Genomic DNA, 3,018 nt, shown 5'->3' with positions numbered 1-3,018 from the left:
GGCGCATGCCGGTCGTCAAGGACGCCCCGATCCGCGACTGGGTGAAGCTGGCCGTCACCCGGGCGCGCGACTCCGGTATGCCGGTGGTGTTCTGGCTCGACGTGTGGCGTCCGCACGAGAACGAGCTGCGGACGAAGGTCAACACGTACCTCAAGGACCACGACACCGAGGGTCTCGACATCTCGATTCGGTCGCAGGAACGGGCCATGCGGCACACTATCGAGCGCGCGATGCGCGGACAGGACACCATCGCCGCGACCGGCAACATCCTGCGCGACTACCTGACCGACCTGTTCCCCATCCTGGAGCTGGGCACCAGTGCCAAGATGCTGTCGATCGTCCCGTTGATGGCCGGTGGCGGGCTGTACGAGACCGGTGCGGGCGGCTCGGCGCCCAAGCACGTCAGCCAGTTGGTGGAGGAGAACCACCTGCGCTGGGACTCGCTCGGCGAGTTCCTCGCGCTGGCCGTCAGCTTGGAGGATCTCGGCAAGAAGACCGACAACCCGCGGGCCAAGCTGCTTGCCAAGACGCTCGATGCCGCGACGGGAAAGCTGTTGGACAACAACAAGAACCCGTCACGCAAGACCGGTGAGCTCGACAACCGGGGCAGCCAGTTCTACCTGGCCATGTACTGGGCGCTGGAGCTTGCCGCGCAGACCGAGGACAAGGAGCTGGCCGAACACTTCGCGCCGCTGGCCAAGTCGCTGGCCGAGAACGAAGACGCCATCGTGGCCGAGCTCAACGAGGTGCAGGGCGATTCCGTCGACATCGGTGGTTACTACTACCCGGATGCGGAGAAGACTGCGGCGGTGATGCGGCCGAGCAAGACGTTCAACGAGGCGCTGGAGACCGTACGAGGCTGAGAACATGTCGAAGATCAAGGTCGAAGGCACGGTCGTCGAGCTCGACGGCGACGAGATGACTCGCATCATCTGGAAGCTGATCAAGGAGACGTTGATCCTCCCGCGCCTCGACGTGGACCTGGACTATTACGACCTCGGCATCGAGTACCGCGACGAGACGGACGACCAAGTCACCGTCGACGCGGCGAACGCCATCAAGAAGCACCACGTCGGCGTCAAGTGCGCAACGATCACGCCCGACGAGGCCCGCGTGAAGGAGTTCGGCCTCAAGCAGATGTGGCTGTCGCCCAACGGCACCATCCGTAACATCCTGGGCGGCACCATCTTCCGCGCTCCGATCGTCATCGAGAACGTGCCGCGACTCGTGCCGGGCTGGACCAAGCCCATCATCATCGGCCGGCACGCCTTCGGCGACCAGTACCGCGCCTTCAACACCAAGGTCGAGAAACCCGGCACGTTCACGGTGACGTTCACCCCGGATGATGGCAGCGAGCCGATGGTGCACGACGTCGTCCAGATCCCCGAGGGCGGCGGCGTCATCATGGGGATGTACAACTTCAAGAAGTCGATCCAGGACTTCGCCCGGTCGTCGTTCAAGTATGGACTGCAAGAGAAATACCCCGTCTACCTGTCCACGAAGAACACCATCCTCAAGGGCTACGACGGGATGTTCAAGGACGAGTTCCAGCGCATCTTCGACGAGGAGTTCAAGGCGGAGTTCGACGCGTTGGGCCTGACCTACGAGCATCGCCTCATCGACGACATGGTCGCGTCCTGCCTGAAATGGGAGGGCGGCTACGTCTGGGCCTGCAAGAACTACGACGGTGACGTCCAATCCGACACCGTCGCACAGGGTTACGGCTCACTGGGGCTGATGACGTCGGTTCTCATGACGCCGGACGGCCAGACGGTCGAGGCCGAGGCCGCCCACGGCACCGTCACCCGGCACTACCGCCAGCACCAGGCGGGCAAGGCGACGTCGACCAACCCGATCGCCTCGATCTTCGCCTGGACCCGTGGGTTGGCGCACCGCGGCAAGCTCGACAACACGCCCGAGGTGATCGAGTTCGCCGAGGCGCTGGAGGAAGTGGTGATCGGCACCGTCGAGGGCGGCCACATGACCAAGGACCTCGCCATCCTGATCGGGCCCGAGCAGGGCTGGGAGACCAGCGAGGAGTACCTCGCGACGATCGCCGACCACCTCAAGAGGGCACTGCACTGAGTCAGCCTGCTGGCGGCGCCATCCGACGCGGCTCGGTGTGCTGATCGACGAAGTCGGCGATCAGCTCGGTGATCCGGCCTGGCGCCTCCAGCATCGGGATGTGACCGACGCCGTCGAGGCGGATCACCTCCGAGCCGGGGGGCAGGTTCTCGGTGAAGTACCGGTTGCCTCGTGGCGTGGGGAACACCCGGTCCTTCTCGCAGAGCACCAGCTGAGTGGGTGTCGACGCGTTGGCCAGCTCGACCAGTCCCGGCAGCAGCAGAGTCCTGACCAGCAGCTGGAAGTAGGCCGGGCAGTGTATGGCGTCATCCATCAGGGCGAGCAGGTCGGGCTGGTTCGGCCCATCGGCGGGGCCGCTGATCGGTAGCGTCGCCACGCGGCGCGCAAACGGCAGGTCGAGGATCCGCGGACCGAGGAGGCGCGCCAACAGCAGCGCCGGGCCTCCCAGCAGGAACTTGGCGACCGTCTCGAACTTCGTCGGCGAGTAGCGGGTCCAGCCGCCTGCCGGTGCGATCGCGGTCAGGCTGCGGGCCCGGCCGCGGCGCTCCAGCTCGAACGCCGCCCATCCGCCCAGCGAGTTGCCGACCACGTGAGCGGTGCGCCAGCCGAGCTCGTCCATCTGGCGTTCGACGTGGTCGACGAGCGTGTCGATGTCCAGCAACCAGGAGTCGGACCGCGGTCCGCCGTGGTGGCCCGCCATGGTCGGGGCGAACACCTCGAAGCGGCCGGTGTCGGACAGTTGATCGGCGACGGTTCGCCATACGTTCTGCGAGCACAGGAACGGGTGCAGCATCACGATGGGTTCACCGGAACCTACGTGGATCGGGTCACGTTCGGGCATGCGGCCGACACTAAGGTGATACCGCCGGTACCGCAACGACGACCCTGTCGGATCGCCGACCCTGTCGGTGGGGGACGACATGCTTCTGTGCG

3 protein-coding genes are annotated in these 3,018 nt (G+C 65.6%); 2 read left to right on the top strand and 1 reads right to left on the bottom strand.

Going from position 1 to position 3,018, the window contains the following annotated elements:
• Both QOC69_RS20580 and QOC69_RS20575 read left to right on the top strand, forming a co-directional pair.
• Window positions 1–863, top strand: an 863-nt coding sequence (locus QOC69_RS20580) for an NADP-dependent isocitrate dehydrogenase (RefSeq protein WP_526442999.1), incomplete at its 5' end; no start/stop codon positions are given.
• A gap of 4 nt (window positions 864–867) precedes the next feature.
• The gene (locus QOC69_RS20575) at window positions 868–2,085 is read left to right on the top strand and encodes an NADP-dependent isocitrate dehydrogenase (protein ID WP_526442997.1); all 1,218 of its coding nucleotides are present in this window, start codon (window positions 868–870) and stop codon (window positions 2,083–2,085) included.
• Between the two features lies 1 nt (window position 2,086).
• Here QOC69_RS20575 and ephH read toward each other — a convergent pair whose 3' ends face one another.
• On the bottom strand, window positions 2,087–2,926 hold the full coding sequence (ephH, locus tag QOC69_RS20570) for an epoxide hydrolase EphH (protein WP_526442995.1): 840 nt from the start codon (window positions 2,924–2,926) through the stop codon (window positions 2,087–2,089).
• Between the last annotated feature and the right edge of the window lie 92 nt (window positions 2,927–3,018).

It is taken from the genome of Mycobacterium sp., from assembly GCF_032162105.1.
In the GTDB taxonomy this organism is placed as follows: domain Bacteria; phylum Actinomycetota; class Actinomycetes; order Mycobacteriales; family Mycobacteriaceae; genus Mycobacterium.
This window is presented reverse-complemented; position numbering and strand designations above follow the sequence as displayed.

What these genes read in the sequence shown, in the direction of transcription:
- QOC69_RS20575 (WP_526442997.1), top strand. Translation starts at nt 868, where the DNA reads ATGTCGAAGATCAAGGTCGAAGGCACGGTCGTCGAGCTCGACGGCGAC.
- ephH (WP_526442995.1), bottom strand. Translation starts at nt 2,926, where the DNA reads ATGCCCGAACGTGACCCGATCCACGTAGGTTCCGGTGAACCCATCGTG.